At 36.8% G+C, this 18,335-nt stretch carries 15 protein-coding genes and 1 riboswitch; of the genes, 4 read left to right on the top strand and 11 right to left on the bottom strand.

From position 1 onward, the window contains the following. Positions 1-31 precede the first annotated feature (31 nt). The 5 genes from JFT89_RS22145 to JFT89_RS22125 form a co-directional block, all read right to left on the bottom strand. Entirely contained in the window at positions 32-1,111 is a 1,080-nt protein-coding gene (locus JFT89_RS22145; RefSeq protein WP_016094698.1) for a glycosyltransferase, read from the bottom strand. 218 nt (positions 1,112-1,329) lie between these two features. Beyond that, positions 1,330-2,088 carry an alpha-acetolactate decarboxylase gene (gene alsD / locus JFT89_RS22140; RefSeq protein ID WP_002010862.1) on the bottom strand — a complete coding sequence of 253 codons (759 nt, stop codon included), beginning with the start codon at positions 2,086-2,088 and terminating at the stop codon, positions 1,330-1,332. A 16-nt stretch (positions 2,089-2,104) separates the two neighbouring features. After that, positions 2,105-3,793: an acetolactate synthase AlsS gene (alsS, locus tag JFT89_RS22135; protein ID WP_002166310.1), complete on the bottom strand. Its 1,689-nt coding sequence runs from the start codon at positions 3,791-3,793 to the stop codon at positions 2,105-2,107. Positions 3,794-4,015: 222 nt separating this feature from the next. After that, positions 4,016-4,369: a YlbF/YmcA family competence regulator gene (locus JFT89_RS22130; protein WP_002030016.1), complete on the bottom strand. Its 354-nt coding sequence runs from the start codon at positions 4,367-4,369 to the stop codon at positions 4,016-4,018. 122 nt (positions 4,370-4,491) lie between these two features. Beyond that, positions 4,492-5,637, bottom strand: a complete 1,146-nt coding sequence (locus JFT89_RS22125) for a DUF445 domain-containing protein (RefSeq protein ID WP_016094699.1) — start codon at positions 5,635-5,637, stop codon at positions 4,492-4,494. 125 nt (positions 5,638-5,762) lie between these two features. On the opposite strand from JFT89_RS22125, the gene JFT89_RS22120 reads away from it, so the two are divergent. Both JFT89_RS22120 and JFT89_RS22115 read left to right on the top strand, forming a co-directional pair. Then, the gene (locus JFT89_RS22120; RefSeq protein ID WP_201040583.1) at positions 5,763-6,815 is read left to right on the top strand and encodes a YheC/YheD family protein; all 1,053 of its coding nucleotides are present in this window, start codon (positions 5,763-5,765) and stop codon (positions 6,813-6,815) included. Between the two features lie 19 nt (positions 6,816-6,834). Next, positions 6,835-8,295 (top strand): YheC/YheD family endospore coat-associated protein, encoded by a 1,461-nt coding sequence (locus JFT89_RS22115; RefSeq protein WP_002063977.1) that lies wholly within the window; start codon positions 6,835-6,837, stop codon positions 8,293-8,295. A gap of 16 nt (positions 8,296-8,311) precedes the next feature. Here JFT89_RS22115 and JFT89_RS22110 read toward each other — a convergent pair whose 3' ends face one another. Further along, entirely contained in the window at positions 8,312-8,557 is a 246-nt protein-coding gene (locus tag JFT89_RS22110) for a hypothetical protein (protein ID WP_002087367.1), read from the bottom strand. A gap of 653 nt (positions 8,558-9,210) precedes the next feature. On the opposite strand from JFT89_RS22110, the gene sasP reads away from it, so the two are divergent. Continuing rightward, a complete protein-coding gene (gene sasP, locus JFT89_RS22105; RefSeq protein WP_000013349.1) occupies positions 9,211-9,414 on the top strand; it encodes a small acid-soluble spore protein, SasP family in 204 nt (67 codons plus the stop codon). Between the two features lie 51 nt (positions 9,415-9,465). Here the strand turns inward: sasP and JFT89_RS22100 are convergent, their stop codons facing one another. The 5 genes from JFT89_RS22100 to JFT89_RS22080 all read right to left on the bottom strand — a co-directional run bounded on the left by JFT89_RS22100 (position 9,466) and on the right by JFT89_RS22080 (position 15,772). Beyond that, complete coding sequence (locus tag JFT89_RS22100; protein WP_002010843.1) at positions 9,466-10,200, bottom strand: amino acid ABC transporter ATP-binding protein; 735 nt, start codon at positions 10,198-10,200, stop codon at positions 9,466-9,468. Positions 10,201-10,228: 28 nt separating this feature from the next. Beyond that, on the bottom strand, positions 10,229-10,927 hold the full coding sequence (locus tag JFT89_RS22095; protein ID WP_033706449.1) for an amino acid ABC transporter permease: 699 nt from the start codon (positions 10,925-10,927) through the stop codon (positions 10,229-10,231). Next, entirely contained in the window at positions 10,914-11,711 is a 798-nt protein-coding gene (locus JFT89_RS22090) for an amino acid ABC transporter substrate-binding protein (RefSeq protein ID WP_002063975.1), read from the bottom strand. The genes JFT89_RS22095 and JFT89_RS22090 overlap by 14 nt, the downstream gene beginning before the upstream one ends. A 303-nt stretch (positions 11,712-12,014) precedes the next feature. Further along, positions 12,015-14,015: an ABC transporter ATP-binding protein gene (locus tag JFT89_RS22085; RefSeq protein WP_016094701.1), complete on the bottom strand. Its 2,001-nt coding sequence runs from the start codon at positions 14,013-14,015 to the stop codon at positions 12,015-12,017. Next, positions 14,012-15,772: an ABC transporter ATP-binding protein gene (locus JFT89_RS22080; RefSeq protein ID WP_002063973.1), complete on the bottom strand. Its 1,761-nt coding sequence runs from the start codon at positions 15,770-15,772 to the stop codon at positions 14,012-14,014. Before JFT89_RS22080 ends, JFT89_RS22085 begins: the two co-directional genes overlap by 4 nt. Positions 15,773-16,399: 627 nt before the next feature. On the opposite strand from JFT89_RS22080, the gene gapN reads away from it, so the two are divergent. Further along, positions 16,400-17,839, top strand: a complete 1,440-nt coding sequence (gapN, locus tag JFT89_RS22075) for an NADP-dependent glyceraldehyde-3-phosphate dehydrogenase (protein WP_201040582.1) — start codon at positions 16,400-16,402, stop codon at positions 17,837-17,839. A gap of 177 nt (positions 17,840-18,016) precedes the next feature. Further along, a riboswitch (Lysine riboswitch) is annotated at positions 18,017-18,198 on the top strand. The last annotated feature ends 137 nt before the right edge of the window (positions 18,199-18,335 follow it).

Genomic DNA, 18,335 nt, shown 5'->3' with positions numbered 1-18,335 from the left:
AGCCAAAATGATTATCTAGTATTATTAAATATTATTTTTCCGATAAACTATCAAAATATTTTCTATTATATTCAATGCTTGGATTATTAGGTATGAACTGTGCAGCTTGTTCGTTATGATAAATTGCCTTTTCATATTCTTTTATTCGATCATAACAAATACATAGTTGAATATGCGGCAACCATGTATGACACTCTTCTCGGACAAACGGCGAATCCTTTGGCCGTGGCCCGTCAATTGCTGCATGGTACCAATATATCGCTTTAGAATATTCCCCTTGTTGCAAAAATACACGTCCTAAGTGGCAACAAAGTTCTCCTCTAGGCGTGTCATACGTCAATGATTGCAAACAAGACTGTATAGATTTTTTTAAGTCCCCCAATTCTAAATAACATTCGGCTCTTTTTAAACAAGCTTGAATGTTATCTTCAACCCAACCCTTTTCTTCATCTAAAAACCTAGAATACCCCTTAACAGCCTTATCAAATAATCTGTGATCCTTACATTCATTTGCATAATAGTAAACATCGCGGGGACTAAATTCTTTTCCACTCTCAAGATGTTTTTCATATATTTTTAAATTACGATTAGTATATGCTTTTATTTTTTTATGACTTACCCCTACATCACTATTTATAAGATTTCCATACACCTCTAAATATTCATGAACAAATCCATACCATTGAAAATTTCTACTTCTGTTGACTAATCGATATCTCCTTAAAGAATGTGTTGGATTTCCTTCTATATCAAAAGTTAAATAATATTTCATAGATACTGCATCCGTACTACGATCTAACGTACTTTTTAACTGCAACAATTTCTTTATATCTTCCGTATCTATTATGTCATCAGCGTCTAGCCAAAGAATGTATTCTTTTGTAGCTTTAGAAAACGCAAAATTTCGTGCCGCTGAAAAATCTTCAATCCATTGAAAATCATAAACTTTCGCGTCGTACTTCTTCACAATTTCTTTTGTACCATCTGTTGAACCTGTATCTACAATAATAATTTCATCCACAACACTTTTGACCGATTCTAAGCATGTTGATATAGTTTGTTCTTCATCTTTTACAATCATGCATAAACTAATAGTAATGGAGTTTTCCATCATATCCCCCCTATCCTTTTGATGTATATGTTTGGAGAGAAATTTATATTTCTTTTGCTTCAAAATTGAGTTTTCATTTTACAAAAGAAACATAATGAGGCGGTGCAGTGAAATTGGATAGGGGAATTTCACTCGAAGATTGCAAATCAATGAAAAAAACCGAAGCCTGAACAAGACTTCGGTTCTTTATATAGAGAATACATAATTTCGATTCCTTTTTACTCCGCACCTTCCGCGGTCGCAATATCATTCTCTAAGTTTTCTCTTGATAATTCAGCTGCCATAAAATCAGCTGTTTCAGGAAGTGCTAAATGCATATGAGCTTTTTGACAAATTTGGATCGTACAGTTTTCTACAACATAGTCGAAAACATGTCCGCCACCGCTTCTTTCATCATCAATGTAATGTAAGTGGAAACCAGCTACACCAATACCTTGCGCGTAATCTGGTGTCCAAAATCCAGCTAGCGTACCTTCTGTATCTTTAAATGAAAAGATCGGTTGTGATTTCGTCACTTCAACGAGCGGCGTATACGGTTTTTCTTGTCTTGGAACAGTTCTCGTTCTAACTTCACGGAACGTACCGTCCATTCGAATACCATAAAATAAGTTTTTACTTGGCATTAACTCATGTAATAATGCTTCCACTTCTTCACGATTCATCGGACGCTCTACCGTATAACTCATTTCTTTTTCAAAAAACGTTACAGTCGCGAAAGGTGTTGTTTCTTCCGGTTCTACTTTTTCCGCTGAACCGTCTGAACGTAAATGGTAAAACTCATTATCAAACGCAATCATTTCACCATCTAATTGATCAAATGTACCGATGCCAAAATCACCACGTTCTTTCAATTCCTCAAAGTTAATAACACCATCATATATACCATCTAATAGCGCAAGCATTGTAGATGTTTGATATACTTCATTATTCGTTTTCGTTCTTTTTGCATCAATATCAATTAATTGCGCAACTGTCATCTCACTCATGCCCCCATCAGTTTAATTGGTTTGGTAATAATTTTTCGCTTAATTTAATGTTGTCACGGTAGTCAATTGGAATATCAATAATGACAGGACCTTCTGCTTCTAACGCTTCTCTCAATACACCTTCTAATTCGTCTGGTGTATTGACACGAAGACCTATTGCTCCGAAACTTTCTGCATATTTCACAAGATCAACATCGCCAAACTCTGTAGCTGATGTTCTACCGTATTTCATCATTTGTTGGAACGCAACCATATCATATGTACCGTCTCTCCAAACGAGATGTACAACCGGTGCATTTAAACGTACCGCTGTTTCTAACTCCATCGAAGAGAATAAGAAACCACCATCACCTGACACTGAAACAACTTTTTTACCCGGCTCAACTAAAGTAGCGGCAATTGCCCAAGGAAGTGCAACACCTAACGTTTGCATACCGTTACTAAATAATAGTCTACGTGGTTCATAAGAACGGAAACATCTTGCCATCCAAATAGAATGGGAACCGATGTCACATGTAACGGTTGTATCGTCACTAATTAAAGAACGAAGTGTACGAATGACTTGAAGTGGATGCGTAACACCTTCTGAAGCACGATTTGGAACTTCTGCTTGCTCTGATAATTTCGAGCGTAATCGTTCTAAAACTGCTTCTGATTTCGTATTTAATACAAGCTTCGGTAATTTCTCCGCAATGCTATTTACAGTTAAAGCGATATCACCAATTAATTCACGCTCTGGTTGGTAATCATGATCGATATCTGCTTGGTGATCATCGAGGTGAATAATTGTTCTATCGCCAAGTTTATTCCAGAATTTCGGATCATACTCAATTGGGTCATAGCCGATAGATAAAACAAAATCCGCTTCTTCTAGTAAAATATCACCTGGTTGGTTACGGAATAATCCAACGCGGCCGAAGAAATGATCTTCTAACTCACGTGAAATTGCACCAGCTGCTTGATACGTTTCAACAACAGGAAGTTCTGTACCAGCAATTAACTCACGAACTGCTTTCGTTACTTCATTGGTGCTTGCTCTCATACCGAGTAAAATAACTGGTAATTTTGCTGATTTTATTTTTTCTACTACGTATTCAATATGATTTGTGGGAGCGATTCCAAGCTGTGGCTTAGAAAGCGCACCGATAGATTCTACTGTCGTTTCCGCAGTCATAACGTCTTGCGGAAGACTTACAAGTGTTGCTCCTGGATTTGTAGAAGTAGCACTTCGAAATGCATTAGTAAGTGCTTCTGGTACATTATCAGGATGCTCGACTTCTACGCTATATTTAGTGATTGGTTCGAATAATGCAGCATTATCCATAGATTGATGCGTACGTTTTAATCGATCTGTACGCGGAACTGCACCAGCTAAAGCAACAACGGGATCACTCTCCGCATTCGCAGTAACAAGACCTGTCGCTAAATTTGATGTCCCTGGTCCTGAAGTTACAAGACATACGCCCGGTTTCCCTGTTAATCTACCAATAGCAGCTGCCATAAATGCTGCATTTTGTTCATGACGACAAACAATTAACTCTGGTCCTCTTTCTTGCAGTACATCAAATACAGAGTCAATCTTCGCTCCTGGAATACCGAAAACATGTGTAACACCTTGTTTAATTAAACAATCAACAACAAGATCTGCTCCTCTTGTTTTTGTTTTCACGTCGTTTGCTTTTACACCTGTACTCAAACTAATCATCCCTTTATTTCATAATGTGTGTAATAAAGATTTTTAATTTATATACTTCACCACATTAATTAACATGGTGTAATATATCTCGCTTATCATTATAGTACAAATGCATTATTTTTCCAACTATATGTATTTGACAGTATTTTGACAAACAAAAGGAAAACCCTTACATTTTTCTACAATAAAAAAACGCCCCTATAGTAGGAGCGTCTTCTATCATTACGCTTGTTGCGCGCTATATAATTCTTCAAGTGGCTTCATGATGATTTTGTTAACGTCAGTGATAACGATGTTTAAACGTTGCTCAGTTTCCATTAACTTTGTGATTTTTGCATCTTGTTGAATGCGAGCTACAACTTCTTGTGCTTTTTGGTTATCTTCTTCAGTGATTTCTTGGCCTTGCATCATTTTTTGTTGTAAGCCAAGTTGCATCGTGCGGAACTCTTCGAATAAGTTCTTTGACTCTGCATCTCCTTGTACTGCTGCGTAGCTTGCTTTTAGTGTTTGGAAATCTTCGTTTTCAGCGATTGTTTTTTGTAATTCATATGCAACATCATGAATGTTTTTTGTCATTTTATTTTTCCTCCTTTAGAAGGCTAGCGCTTTTCGCTCGCACTGCCTTTTAAGTGCATTTTATCCGCACCTCTTCTTACCATATCAAACTATGCAAGAGATGTGAAGAAATTTCACTTTTATTACTTAAGGAACAAGAGCAACAAGCCTTGAATAAATCCAATCGTTCCTCCTAATAATGCCCCTAAATATGTAATCATCTTCAACTCATTTTTTGTAATAGATAGTACAAGATCTTCTAGTCTTTCTGTAGAAAATGTAGACACTTCTTGCTGGACAATTTCCGCAAGCTGTAGATTTCCCAATATACTTCCCACATTTTCTGTCCCCCACTTCAAGCCTTTCTCTACTGCGCTAGGGACCACTTTTTCAACGATTGTTTCTCGAACTGGCTCACATACTTGCTGAACAGACTGATTTAAAAATCTACTCACTGTTTCCTCTACTTTAACCGCTGACAATATGGAGTTCACAATCATTTCTTTCTCTACGAACGTTTCTAATTCTTTTACGTCTCTTTCTTTTAACTTTTCCCACTCTTTTTGCAGTACATCAGTTAACAGACGCTCTGTTCCATCTTGTCCTAAAAACTTAATGACTTCCGGCTGCACGCGATCAACTAAACTTACATTTCCTAAAAACATACCAACTAAGTTAAGCAATGTCCCGCGAGAAGCGAAAAAGTCATCAATCATTTTTGAAAGGCGTTCCTTTCCTTCTTCACTTTCCAAAAAGCTAATTCCTCTTTTTAAAATAAAAGATGCTACATTCGGAATCGCATTCTCTACTTTTTCATGAACAGAATGAGGTAACGCCTGTTCCCATGTATATGTATAGTACTCTGCTAAAAATGCATGAATTTTTTCTGTAATAACATGTTCGATTTTCCCGATCGCCTCTTCTTCTACATGTTCTAAATTCCATTTTTCTAACATATCCCGTAACGACTGTTCATTTGTAATTACTTTATCAACTTCCACTTGTGTCCAGCGAATTAAACTGGTTTGAAACTCTTTATTTGTTAGTTTTTTTCCGATTCCTTCTGGTGTTAACAAATGGTCTACAACCATTTTACCTAATTGAACAGCAAGCTCATCGCGGCGCTTCGGAATTAACCCTGGCGTAAATGGAACCTGAAACTTCCCAATATAAATCGGACGATGAGGACGAAATAACATTTTTATCGCTAAATGATTTGTGTATCCTCCAATAATTGCCCCGAGCCCTGTCGTTATTAACATATTTAACCATATATTCATCACAATCAACCTTTCACTTCTCCAAAACTATAGCATATCATCATACGGACAAAAGTATAATGGTATAAAAACGTATTTGCAATATATAGCTTCGCCTATAATGCAAACATCTTATTACTAAAGGAGTGATTTCGTTGGTTCTTGGTCTTTTAACTTCCGGGCTCCATCACGAGCAAATGTATTACACCGAAATCGCTAAGCGAGCTCGTCTTTATCATAACGTCGTTGCCCAATTCACACCGTTTAGCATTGATTCAAAGACAGATCTTGTTTCTGGTCTTATTTACGATACAGATACAGGAAATTGGATAGATCAAACCTTTCCCATTCCTTCATATATATATGATCGTTGTCATTTCAAAGAGGATGAGGAATTCCAACAAGCAAATGCGATTATTCATTCATTACACAAACGTTCTTCCACTACTTTTTTAAACAACACACTTATTAACCCAAGCGATTTGCACAATCTTTTTATTACTAATAAACGTCTTTCCCCTTACGTACCAAAAATAATAAAAGGAACAGTACAAGGAATTTTTAAATTACTACTAGAAACAAGAGATATTATTATAAGACCAATCAATATACACTCCAATGAAAATTTATATCGGGCCACTTACAAAAATAAAACATTTCATATCGATACAATAAATGAACAACATCATACTTCTACTCAATTCAAACGAACAGATGAATTTATATCATGGTGCAAATCGAACATACACTCATTCCGTTATATGATTCATCCAATGTTACAACCTCCAAATCAACTATCATATCCGATTCATATTCGAACCATTATGCAAAAAAATAAAGAACAGAATTGGAAAGTGCTCGGTCAATTTATACAAAAATCTTCATTCCCAGCACAATTTTTACTTTCAGCAACAGAACGTTCTATGTTACATCCTTTTTCTAAAATTAAATATTTACTTTCTCCAACTGGCGTTCAATTATTAAAAGATGCTTTACATGATGTTGTAAATGAAGTGTTTAAAACACTCGATCAGTCCTATTCTTCATTATTTGAACTAGAGCTTTCTACCATTATGGATCAAAAAGGTGCCATTTGGCTTATGTACGTCAATACGATGCCATCTTACGAAGTTTATACTAGGTACAACGACGAACTGGCTGAACAAATTTTTCATGGTCCATTAAAGTTTAGCCGATTTACACCATAACGAAAGGAGGAAATCCCCGTTGAAAGAGCACATATATACATTAAGTATTTCAGATGAGCATCCAAATAGTATTACTTTACCTTACGTTTTTTCTATTACACCACCAATTACATCCTTTTTCTTTGGCTTACGTTATATTACATGTGAGAATATTAAAATTCATTATTCATTCACGCGAGAAATTATTATTGGCGAACAGATTGCAGCCGATCTTTTACTACCGCATTCAGCAACAATCCATGCCTTCTTACACAATCAAACCATTGTTTTCGGCCCATTAATCGGGATTTTCACAACTGGCTTTAACGATGATTCTAATTCTCCTTTAGGAAGTCGTTCCATCTCTCTCAGTGAGTTATTAACACCACCATTCACATTGCAGCCATTTGTATTTGTCTTTGGCATTCAACATATAAACTGGGGAGAGGAAACAATTGAAGGGTACTTCTTTCAAGAAGGAAAATGGGTAAAAAACAAAGTCCCTTTACCAAATGTCATTTACGACCGATTACCAAATCGGCAAGCAGAAAATTACAAACCTATCGTAAGAGCAAAAAAACGTTTAGAAAGCGACTATGCGATTCCGTGGTTTAATCCGGGATTTTTCAATAAATGGGAAGTGCATCAACTTTTAATGAAAGAAGATTCAATTAAACCATTCTTACCAAATACAGAAGTATTTCAACATTTTGAACAAGTAGAACGACTTCTCGGTACGTATAAGTACATTTATATGAAACCAATACACGGTAGCTTCGGAAGAAATATTCATCAAATACTCTATTCTCAAACTGATAATTGCTACTATTGTCGTTATCGTGAAAATGAACAAAACAAACTAAGAAAGTATCAATCATTAGAAGCCCTTCTTAACCATGTGTTAAAAGGACATGATTTAAAAAAGTTTATCGTACAACAAGGTATCTCACTGCTCCGCTTCGAAGGGCAACCCGTCGATTTTCGCATTCATACAAATAAAAACCATTTTGGTAATTGGGTAGTCAGTGCAATCGTCGCAAAAATCGCCGGCAAAGGTAGCTTAACAACTCATGTAAATAGCGGCGGTGATACGAAATTACTTCAGGAACTATTTCCTGATTCAACAAAGCAAGTTCAAATTGAAAATAAACTAAAACAAACAGCCTTACAAATCAGTTATGCACTTGATGGGCAAGTAACCGGGAACATTGGAGAAATTGGTTTTGACATTGGTTTAGACACCACGGAAAACCCGTGGCTATTTGAAGCAAATTCTAAACCGGGGCGAACTGTATTCCAAGATGAAAAGTTAAAAGAACAAAGTGAACTTACGCGCCAATTATTTTATGAATATGCCATCTATTTAACTGAACACTCTTTGCGCGACACGAAAGAAAAAATGTCACAAATAAAATCAAATCCTTCGTCACATACCGAAAACATCCCTTCCCCTATGATTAACTCACAAATACAAAAACAAAAACTTCCACCTCCTTCATAAGGTGGAAGTTTTTTATTTAAACGAGCTTCACTACAACTTCTGTTTCCACATTACATACTCCGCAATAAAAAACATGATTGCAATACTCCTGTGAATTATTATGTGTTAAACCGTCTACTGCACTTAATAATTCTTGATCCATATATGCACTGTAATCGTCTATGTAATCTACAGTTTTCCCATAATCTTGGAGTATACCTTGGCAATTTTGACAAGAATATGTTTGTGATTCTAGTGCGTTGCAAAGCGGGCAAATTCCCATCATGATTCCTCCATACGTTATCGTTTAAAAACAATTAAAAAGCCCTTTTTTTAGATTGAAGAGAGCATCTAGCCGTGCATAGACGCGGTCAGTTCCTTTTTCTGCCCCACCCTTGGTTAAAACAGAACTATGCAGTTGTTGCCGTTTAATTTTCATTTTACTAAGCTTTAATTTTTCTCACTTTAATTACATTTTCGTTTAAAAGCCTCTTTTTTAGATTAAAGAGAGCATCTAGCCGTGCATAGACGCGGTCAGTTCCTTTTTCTGCCCCATCCTGGGTTAAAACAGAACTATGTAGTTGCTCCCGATTTAATTTTCATTTTACTAAACTGGAATTTGTCTCACTTTAACAAATCATAAGTTAAGTAAGCCAAGCTGGTTATACAAAGAAAAAAACGCATATGATTTCGCTCTTAGTTTAGCCTTCTTTCTTAAAAATACAACGATTACTCTTATTTCATAATTTACGAAATGATGAAATATTTTTTACAAAATTTACAAATTATTTTTTTGTATATCTTTCTAGGTAACATCCATACTATGAGTACAAACTTAATTACCGATGGATTAGCGCCAAACGGGGCGATAATCTGGTTCAAATCCAGCTAGTCCAACCAAAAAAATTTTTATAACTCTAAGGAGGATATATTCCTATGGCAAACCAAAGTTCTTACAATCAATTAGTAGTACCAGGTGCAACGGCAGCGATCGATCAAATGAAGTACGAAATCGCTCAAGAATTTGGTGTACAATTAGGAGCAGATTCTACGGCTCGCGCTAACGGTTCTGTTGGTGGAGAAATTACAAAACGTTTAGTTGCAATGGCTGAGCAAAGTCTTGGCGGATTCCAAAAATAAATATATATGGCAAAAAGGTCTCAAGGCATATGCCTTGAGACCTTCCTTAATTTACTGCAACATTTGTAAAAACTTCTTCGTTCGTTCTTCTTTTGGATTTGTAAATACATCTTCCGGTGTACCCTGTTCGACAACGACACCGCCATCCATGAAAATAACACGGTTCGCAATTTGATGAGCAAAGCGCATTTCATGCGTTACAATGACCATCGTCATTCCTTCTTTAGCAAGTTCTTTCATAACCTTTAAAACTTCTTGAACTAGCTCAGGATCAAGTGCTGACGTTGGCTCATCAAATAGTAAAACTTCCGGCTCCATCGCAAGCGCACGAGCGATTCCAACGCGCTGTTGTTGTCCACCTGATAATTGGAACGGATATAAGTCTACTTTATCCGCAAGACCAACTTTTTCAAGGAAATAGTTTGCTTTTTTCTTCGCCTCTTCTTTCCCCATCTTTTTCACTGTAACGAGCCCTTCCATTACATTGTGAATTGCTGTTAAATGCGGGAATAGATTATGGTGCTGGAATACCATACCTGTTTGCGTACGAAGATTTACAATATCTTTCTTCGATACTTTTTGAGAGAAATCGAGCTCTTTATTGCCGATGCGAATGTTACCAGCGTTCGGCGTTTCTAACACGTTGAGACAACGCAAGAATGTCGTTTTACCAGATCCAGATGGCCCGATAATAACAACAACTTCGCCCTTCTCAACTGATAAGTCTATATGTTTTAGTACGGTATTATCTCCGAAACTTTTTTGTAAATGTTGAATTGAAATCATAAAAACAAAAACTCCTTTTATGAAAGGGTTATTTTAGAGTATAACGTTCTGAACGTTTTTCTAATATTTGTTGCACGATAGATAATAAGAAGCAAATTACCCAATAAATTAGACCTGCTTCAAAATAAACAATTAAAAACTCATAGTTCATTGCCGCAATTTCCTGCGCTTTTCGGAACATTTCTGTTACTAAAATTAACGACGCTAATGACGTATCCTTCACTAAACTAATAAATGTATTCGAAAGCGGCGGAATTGATACGCGTGTTGCTTGTGGTAAAATAACACGTTTTAATGCTTGCGGGTATGTCATCCCAATTGTGTAAGCTGCTTCCCACTGTCCTTTCGGGATTGAAAGGATAGAAGCACGAATAATTTCAGATGCATATGCACCTACATTTAATGAAAATCCAATAACTGCTGCTGTATATGGCTCAACTTCAATATTAAGAGTTGGAAGACCATAGAAAATAATAAATAACTGTACAAGAAGTGGCGTTCCGCGAATGATAGATACATAGATACGAGCAATCCATTGTAAAATACGACTACCTGAAATACGTGCGAGCGCTGTTAACGTCGCAAGTATAATACCGATAATAAATGTAATAAGCGTTAACGGAATTGTCGTAAAGACAGCTTCCTTCAGCATAGGCGCGAAGGAAGTCTGCATAATATCTATCCAAGTAGACAATCGATCTGACATCAATGCGCTACTTAGATACATTTTCACCGAACCATTTTTTCGTTATTTTATCGTACGTACCATCTTTTTTCATATCTTCTAACGCTTTATTTACTTCTTGTACAAGTTTGTCGCTACCTTTACGGAATAAGAATCCACTTTGTGATGCTTCTTTTTCTGTATCTACAATTTTAATTTTTGCATCTTTTTTCGTTTCTAAATAGTTTAACACTGATAATTTATCATTGATTGTGAAATCAACGCGTCCAGAACTTAATAATTCTGCCGCTTGGCTAAATCCTTCTACACCAACGATTTCCGCACCATTTTTCTTAGCGATATCTGCATAGTTACTCGTTAAAGATTGTGCTCCTTTTAAACCTTTTACATCAGCAAATGTAGCAGGCTTATCTTTATCTTTTGCGATAACTAACGCTGCTGAAGATGAAACGTATGGTTTAGAGAAGTCATATTTCTTTTGACGATCTTCACGAATACCAACTTCGTTAGCAACCATGTCGAAACGTTTTGCATCTAATCCAGCAAGTAAGCTATCCCATTGTGTTTCTTTAAATACAGGCTTTACACCTAAACGTTTTGCAACTTCTTCTGATAGCTCAACATCAAATCCAGTTAATTTATTGCTTGAATCGTGAAATGTGAACGGTGGGTATGTACCTTCTGTTCCAATTACAAGTTCACCACTTTGTTTTATCTTTTGTAATGCATCTTGACTAGCTGTATCTTTTTTCTCTTCTTTGCCGCAGCCCGCTACAATCCCAATCGCTAATGTAGTTACTGCAAGCACTGAAAATAATTTTTTCATGATAGTAGTCCTCCAAGTATTCTGATAGGAATTTAAAAACTATATTGATTGTATGCAATTTCGAACAATTTTTCAATGAAAATGTTCTTATTTAGTTTAACCTTTTTCTTCATAATCAAACAAAATGGAAAAATAGCGCTACATACAAAAAATAAGTAACATTTTTTAATATAGCATTTATAAAGAAAAAGGTAAAACAATACTTACTTATTTATAAGTTTTTCAGCCGGTGAAATATATTAACTTCTAAGCGGACAATCCAATCAAAAAAGAACTTGCGAAAATCGCAAGTTCTTCTAAAAATTAAGCACTCTGGTTTCCTTCCATTTGCGTTTTATACATATCGTAATAACGCCCGCGCTTTTTCATTAATTCATCATGGGAACCTTTTTCCAAAATCGTTCCTCTATCAAGCACAATAATTTGATCAGCGCTCTTAATTGTTGAAAGACGATGAGCGATAATAAACGTCGTTCGTCCTTTTTTCACAACTTCTAGCGCTTGTTGAATCATCGCTTCTGTTTCTGTATCAATACTGGAAGTCGCTTCATCTAAAATTAAAATAGCAGGATCAAAAGCAAGTGCTCTAGCAAACGATATAAGCTGACGTTCTCCGGTTGAAAGTGTACTTCCTTTCTCCGTAATTTTTTCATCTATATTGTTCGCAAACCTTTCCGCACCAACATCACGTAACGCCTTTACGATGCAATCTTTTGAAATTTTTTCATTTTCTAAGCTTACATTGGATGCCACTGTCCCGCTAAATAAAAACGGATCTTGCAATACAATTCCCATATGTTCACGTGTTGCTTGTTTCGGCATCTCTGTTACATCGTGACCATCAATCGTAAGCTTCCCTTTTTGAAATTCATAAAACTGAAAGAGCACATTCATAATGGAACTTTTTCCTGATCCAGTATGACCGACAAGTGCCACTGTCTCCCCTTGTTTCGCTTCGAAAGAAATATTTTTTAATACTTCATCTTTTCCATTGTAAGAAAACGAAACATTATCGAATTTCACATTTCCGGTTAAGCGAGGCATACGTTCTTCTTCTACTGCCTCTCCCTTTTCCTCTAGCAATTCAAAGACGCGCTCTGATGCAACACGCGATTGCTCTAAGTTAGCAAGTTGGTTCACCATGTTCGTAATTGGCGAGAACAATCTCGTTAAATAATCGACGAAAGCATACAGTACCCCTAGAGAAAGGAGGCCAGAAGCACTTAATGAAGCACCACCGAAATACCAAATTACACCTGTAAAAGCGATGTTTCTTAATACAGACACTAAATTATGCGAAGTTGCTGCATTTAAATTTAAAATTTTATTTTGATATTTAAAATAATCACCATTTAACTCTTCAAATTCCTTCTTCGTTTCATGTTCTTGACGAAATGCTTGAATAATTGGCATCCCTTGAATTGATTCATTCACTGTTCCGTTAATATCCGATAAACGCGAACGCATTTTATGATTGTATACAGACGCATACTTTCTATACATAATCGCCCAAACAATTAAAATTGGGATGATGAGTAAGCATAGTGCCGCCAGTTTTACATCAAGTAAAAATAGCGCAGCGAAAATCCCGATAATATAGATGATACTAGAGACGAATGTCGCAAGCACTGTTACATACAAATCACGAATCGCTTCTGTATCATTCGTTACACGCGATACAATTTTCCCTGCTGGTAAATGGTCAAAATAACGAATTGGCAACGTTTGAATATGGGAAAAGACGTCTTCCCTCATAATTTGAATAATTTTGTTTGCCGCCTTCTGTAAGAAGAACTGCTTTCCGTATGCAAATAATGATACGACTACTAATAAAGCGAAATATCCACCGCCAAGTAGTAATAACCTATTTATTTCTGGTTTATAAAACGCAAATACTTCTTCTTTCGTTAAGGCTTTCGATTTATACACTTGCACTGCCTTACCACTTTGTACTGTAAGCACATCACCCTTAACAGAACGAGTTCCTTCAAGCGTTATTTTATTCGGTACAAAATAGTACTGAAAACCAACTTGAATCACTCGGACTTCTTTCCCTTTTTGCTCACCTTGTTCAAAGCGATCACTTCGCTTATAAAAGGCGCCATTATATGAAACAGCATCCTCACTCTTTTCTGTTTCATACCAGGGTCTCTCTATTCCAACGATATGCTCATCGATCATCGTTTTTGCGACGAAAGGACCCGCGAGTTCTGCAATAACGAAAACAAATAGCATCGCCATCGCTGCAAAAATCGGCCCTTTTACTTTCATCGCGTATTGAAACAATCGTTTTGAAACACTCATATTTTCACCCCACTATCCGTACTTTCACTTTCACCTTGTTGTCTTTCGAACTGCTCTGCATACCAGCCCCCATTTCGAACGAGCGCTTCATGCGAACCTTCTTCAATAACCTCACCGTTATCCATAACGAGAATCCAATCAGCATGCTGCACTGCTGACAAACGATGCGTCGTTATAATCGTCGTCTTCCCGCTTCTTTCTGTTCGTATGTTTTCAATAATTGCCGCTTCAGTACGAGCATCAACAGCTGATAAAGAATCGTCCAAAATTAAAATTTCCGGATTTTGAATAACAGCCCTCGCAATCGAAATCCTTTGCTTTTGCCCACCTGATAAAGAAACACCTTTCTCTCCAACGAGCGTTTCTAAACCTTCCGGTAAAAACTCTAAATCCTTTTTAAACGCAGCTATTTCAATCGCTTTTTCAAGTTCTTCTTCAGTCGCTTCTCTATTTCCGAATAAAATATTTTCCTTCGCTGTTTTTGAGAACAAAATGTGTTCCTGAGGTACATATCCAATCCAGCCAAGTACGTTATCATTCGTAATTTTATCTAGCTTCACATCAGAAACCGCAATATCCCCTTCCCCAAGTGGATATTGACGAAGAAGCTGACGAACGAGCGTCGTTTTCCCGCTTCCTGTTTTCCCAACAACTCCAAGTGTCTCTCCTTGTTTTAATGAGAACGAAACATTTTTTAAATTTGTTTCAATTGATGAAGGATATGAAAAAGTAACGTTATCAAATTGAATGTAATCTGGCTCTTGTACAACCTTTGGATCTTTCGGATTCTTTACATCCGGTTCATAAGCTAACGTTTCATTTACACGGTCGAGCGACGCATTTCCTCTTTGCATAACATTAATCAATTCACCAATTGCAAACATCGGCCAAATCATCATCCCTAAATAGACGTTAAAAGAAACGAGCTCACCAAGTGTCACCTTTGATTGGAATACGAGATATGCACCGTACACTAAACCAATTAAATAACTAAGACCGACGAGCATTTTTACAGTTGGCTGGAATAATGCATCGATTCTTGCTACTCTCATATTTTTCTCGTATACGTCATCTCCTAAATGATGAAACCTTTCTTGATCAGCGTTCTCCTGTACATACGCACGAATAACGCGTACACCCGCAATTGATTCAAGTACTTTATCGTTCATATCCCCGAACGCATCTTGCGCGACTGTAAATCTTTCATGCAACTTCTTTCCGTATCTATTCATCGCATACGCCATAATCGGAAGCGGTATAAGCGCAGCAAATGTTAACTGCCAACTAATTGAAAAGCCCATCATACAAACGATTGTAAGCATATATAGACTAGAATCAACGAGCGTTAATATACCAAAACCAGCTGTCATGGAGATTGCTTTTAAATCATTTGTCGCTCTCGCCATTAAATCGCCAGTACGATTTTTTTGATAAAACGTCGGTGTCATCTTAAGTAAATGCCCCATAAATTTTGAACGCATCGTTTTCTCAAGTACGAACGCACCGCCAAATAGTTGGTGCTGCCAAATGAAAGTAAGCACATACCCACCAATCGTTACCCCAAGTAAAATAAAAATATATTGCATAATCGCCTCATTCGTTAAGGCTCCCGTTTTAATATTATCAATTGTAATTCCTAACACTTTCGGTGGAATTACCTCTATCACGTTTACAATTAAAAGCACCCCAATTGCGATACTATACCTTTTCCAATGCTCTCTAAAAAACCAGCTTAACTTTAGTAATACTGAAAACAATATAACCTCCCCTTTCTCGTTCCCGTTTGATTCACATTTCTTTACCCGCTATCCAAACCCATCACATTTACATTTCGTAAGCCATACAATTTCATCACATTTTTCCACCTTCCAAATTCTGATTTTTTATAGTAACAAGGAAAATAAACAAAAAAAAGCATACCGCCGCTTGACGATATGCAATAGAATGCATAAAAGCGTACGTTACGATATACGCAACGTACGCTTCTCATAAGACAAAAAGGTCCTATATATCCGCACGGGTTGCGTAATGATATGAATGTTTTCCGCCATTTAACAGAGCTAAGCCCATTACATTCACGATTACAATCATTACGCACACCCCCTTCATTTATTTTCCATTTATAATCTTAAAACTTTATTGAGTATTCTGTCAATTATTTTTTTCGCTTTAGAATAAAATAATCTTTTATCACAAAAATAAAAGTGATGCATTCTGCTTATAATTCAGTTTGAAATAAGAGAATCTTCTGTAAGAAAGGGCATACAAAATAAAAAAATAGTAAGAAATCGTTTTCACAAACATTTCATTTGAAAAATATTATCAAACCACCTACAATCACCTTATACTCACTCTTACAAGTTGCTATTTTAGGAGGACTAATCATGACAACTAGCAATACGTACAAATTTTATTTAAACGGAGAATGGAAAGAAAGCTCTTCAGGTCAAACAATCGACATTCCATCTCCATACTTACACGAAGTAATTGGGCAAGTACAAGCAATTACTCGAGGAGAAGTGGATGAAGCAATTGCATCTGCAAAAGAAGCTCAAAAATCATGGGCTGAAGCTTCTCTACAAGATCGCGCAAAATATTTATATAAATGGGCTGATGAGCTCGTAAATATGCAAGATGAAATTGCCGATATCATTATGAAAGAAGTCGGTAAAGGCTATAAAGATGCGCAAAAAGAAGTCGTTCGTACAGCTGACTTAATTCGTTACACAGTTGACGAAGCACTTCACATGCACGGTGAAAGCATGATGGGTGATAGCTTCCCTGGTGGATCTAAATCTAAACTTGCGATTATTCAGCGCGCACCACTTGGTGTTGTATTAGCAATTGCACCATTTAACTACCCAGTAAACTTATCTGCTGCAAAACTTGCACCAGCACTTATTATGGGTAACGCTGTTATCTTCAAACCAGCAACTCAAGGTGCAATTAGCGGTGTTAAAATGGTTGAAGCACTTCATAAAGCAGGCCTACCAAAAGGTCTTGTAAACGTAGCTACAGGACGCGGTTCTGTAATTGGTGACTACTTAGTAGAACATCCTGGCGTAAATATGGTATCGTTCACAGGTGGTACAAATACAGGTAAACATTTAGCGAAAAAAGCTGCGATGATTCCACTTGTATTAGAACTTGGTGGTAAAGATCCTGGTATCGTTTGTGAAGATGCAGACTTACAAGAAGCTGCAAAGCATATCGTAAGCGGTGCATTCTCTTACTCAGGTCAACGTTGTACAGCTATTAAGCGTGTACTTGTACATGAAAATGTAGCAGACGAACTAGCTGGCTTATTAAAAGAGCAAGTAGCTGAACTATCAGTTGGATCTCCAGAACAAAACAGCACAATCGTTCCATTAATCGACGACAAATCTGCTGACTTCGTTCAAGGTTTAATTGACGATGCTGCTGAAAAAGGTGCAACAATCGTTATCGGTAACAAACGTGAGCGCAACCTAATTTATCCAACATTAATCGACAACGTAACAGAAGAAATGAAAGTTGCTTGGGAAGAGCCATTTGGCCCAATCCTTCCAATCATCCGTGTTTCTTCTGACGAACAAGCGATTGAAATTGCTAACAAATCAGAGTTCGGTCTGCAAGCAAGTGTCTTCACGAAAGACATTAACAAAGCATTTGCAATTGCTAACAAAATCGACACTGGTTCTGTTCAAATTAACGGACGCACAGAGCGCGGCCCTGACCACTTCCCATTCATCGGTGTAAAAGGTTCAGGTATGGGCGCACAAGGTATTCGTAAGAGTCTTGAGTCTATGACTCGTCAAAAAGTAACTGTATTAAACTTAGTTTAATCTTATATTCAGCAGCTGATCTAATATTTAGGTCAGCTGCTTTTTAGTTAAAACCCTCCAGGACCTAATAACAAATTCTTCTCTATAATCTGATTATTACTATATCCATTGACGTATAAAAATACATTTGTTACTCTTAAACATGTTAATTTAATACATAAATCCTCATTCGTATCTCGGTGAGGTAGAGGTTGCAATCATTAAGAGTATCATTTCAGGAGATGTAGTGGCATTGATGAATGAATGAGAAAGGAATGGTTGCCGAAGTAAGATGTGTCCACCATGCACGCTTGCTGGGTCTGCATTTAATAAGTGCAGAACTGTCACAAACGTTTCGTTTGTGGAGAGCTATCGAGAGGTATGTCGTGGGTTTCTTATAAGATAGAAAGCATGTAGCGGCAAGTTTACGTGCTTTTTTTGTTTTGTTTGGAACTTCTCTTCCCTAATAGGAAGACATACATATCTCCTCGCTTGACTTGGTTATACTAACTTTGGA

This window comes from Bacillus sp. TH25, assembly GCF_016650935.1.
Taxonomy (GTDB): Bacteria; Bacillota; Bacilli; order Bacillales; family Bacillaceae_G; genus Bacillus_A; species Bacillus_A mycoides.
Note: the sequence above shows the minus strand (reverse complement) of the source record. Positions and strands in the feature narration are given on the sequence as shown.

What these genes read in the sequence shown, in the direction of transcription:
- JFT89_RS22145 (WP_016094698.1), bottom strand. Translation starts at nt 1,111, where the DNA reads ATGGAAAACTCCATTACTATTAGTTTATGCATGATTGTAAAAGATGAA.
- alsD (WP_002010862.1), bottom strand. Translation starts at nt 2,088, where the DNA reads ATGACAGTTGCGCAATTAATTGATATTGATGCAAAAAGAACGAAAACG.
- JFT89_RS22130 (WP_002030016.1), bottom strand. Translation starts at nt 4,369, where the DNA reads ATGACAAAAAACATTCATGATGTTGCATATGAATTACAAAAAACAATC.
- JFT89_RS22110 (WP_002087367.1), bottom strand. Translation starts at nt 8,557, where the DNA reads ATGGGAATTTGCCCGCTTTGCAACGCACTAGAATCACAAACATATTCT.
- sasP (WP_000013349.1), top strand. Translation starts at nt 9,211, where the DNA reads ATGGCAAACCAAAGTTCTTACAATCAATTAGTAGTACCAGGTGCAACG.
- JFT89_RS22100 (WP_002010843.1), bottom strand. Translation starts at nt 10,200, where the DNA reads ATGATTTCAATTCAACATTTACAAAAAAGTTTCGGAGATAATACCGTA.
- JFT89_RS22095 (WP_033706449.1), bottom strand. Translation starts at nt 10,927, where the DNA reads ATGTATCTAAGTAGCGCATTGATGTCAGATCGATTGTCTACTTGGATA.
- JFT89_RS22090 (WP_002063975.1), bottom strand. Translation starts at nt 11,711, where the DNA reads ATGAAAAAATTATTTTCAGTGCTTGCAGTAACTACATTAGCGATTGGG.
- JFT89_RS22085 (WP_016094701.1), bottom strand. Translation starts at nt 14,015, where the DNA reads ATGAGTGTTTCAAAACGATTGTTTCAATACGCGATGAAAGTAAAAGGG.
- gapN (WP_201040582.1), top strand. Translation starts at nt 16,400, where the DNA reads ATGACAACTAGCAATACGTACAAATTTTATTTAAACGGAGAATGGAAA.